This is a genomic window from Allobosea sp. ASV33, from assembly GCF_016428755.1.
GTDB lineage: Bacteria > Pseudomonadota > Alphaproteobacteria > Rhizobiales > Beijerinckiaceae > Allobosea.
In genome coordinates, this window is sequence record NZ_JAELTI010000358.1 from 1 (window position 1) to 302 (window position 302).

The window sequence follows — 302 nt, forward strand, 5'->3', positions numbered from 1 at the left end:
GCGAAGGCCTCGATCAGGTCGAGATGCCGCTTCTCCTCGACGATCCTGCCGACGGACAGGACATAGCGCTGCGGCCGGACCTGGATGCGGTCGAGATAGGACGTGTCGGGATCGGCTTGTACAGGGCCTGTCTCTTATACACATCTCCGAGCCCACGAGACTCTAGGCGCGATCTCGTATGCCGTCGTCTGCTTGAAAATGGGGGGGGGGGGGGGGGGGGGGGGGGGGGGGGGGGGGGGGGGGGGGGGGGGGGGGGGGGGGGGGGGGGGGGGGGGGGGGGGGGGGGGGGGGGGGGGGGGGGG

General features: G+C 73.5%; 1 protein-coding gene. It reads left to right on the forward strand.

The window, feature by feature from the left end; translation table 11 throughout:
* Positions 1-302 (forward strand): hypothetical protein (locus tag JHD80_RS28150; RefSeq protein ID WP_199093958.1); only part of this gene is annotated, 302 nt, incomplete at both ends.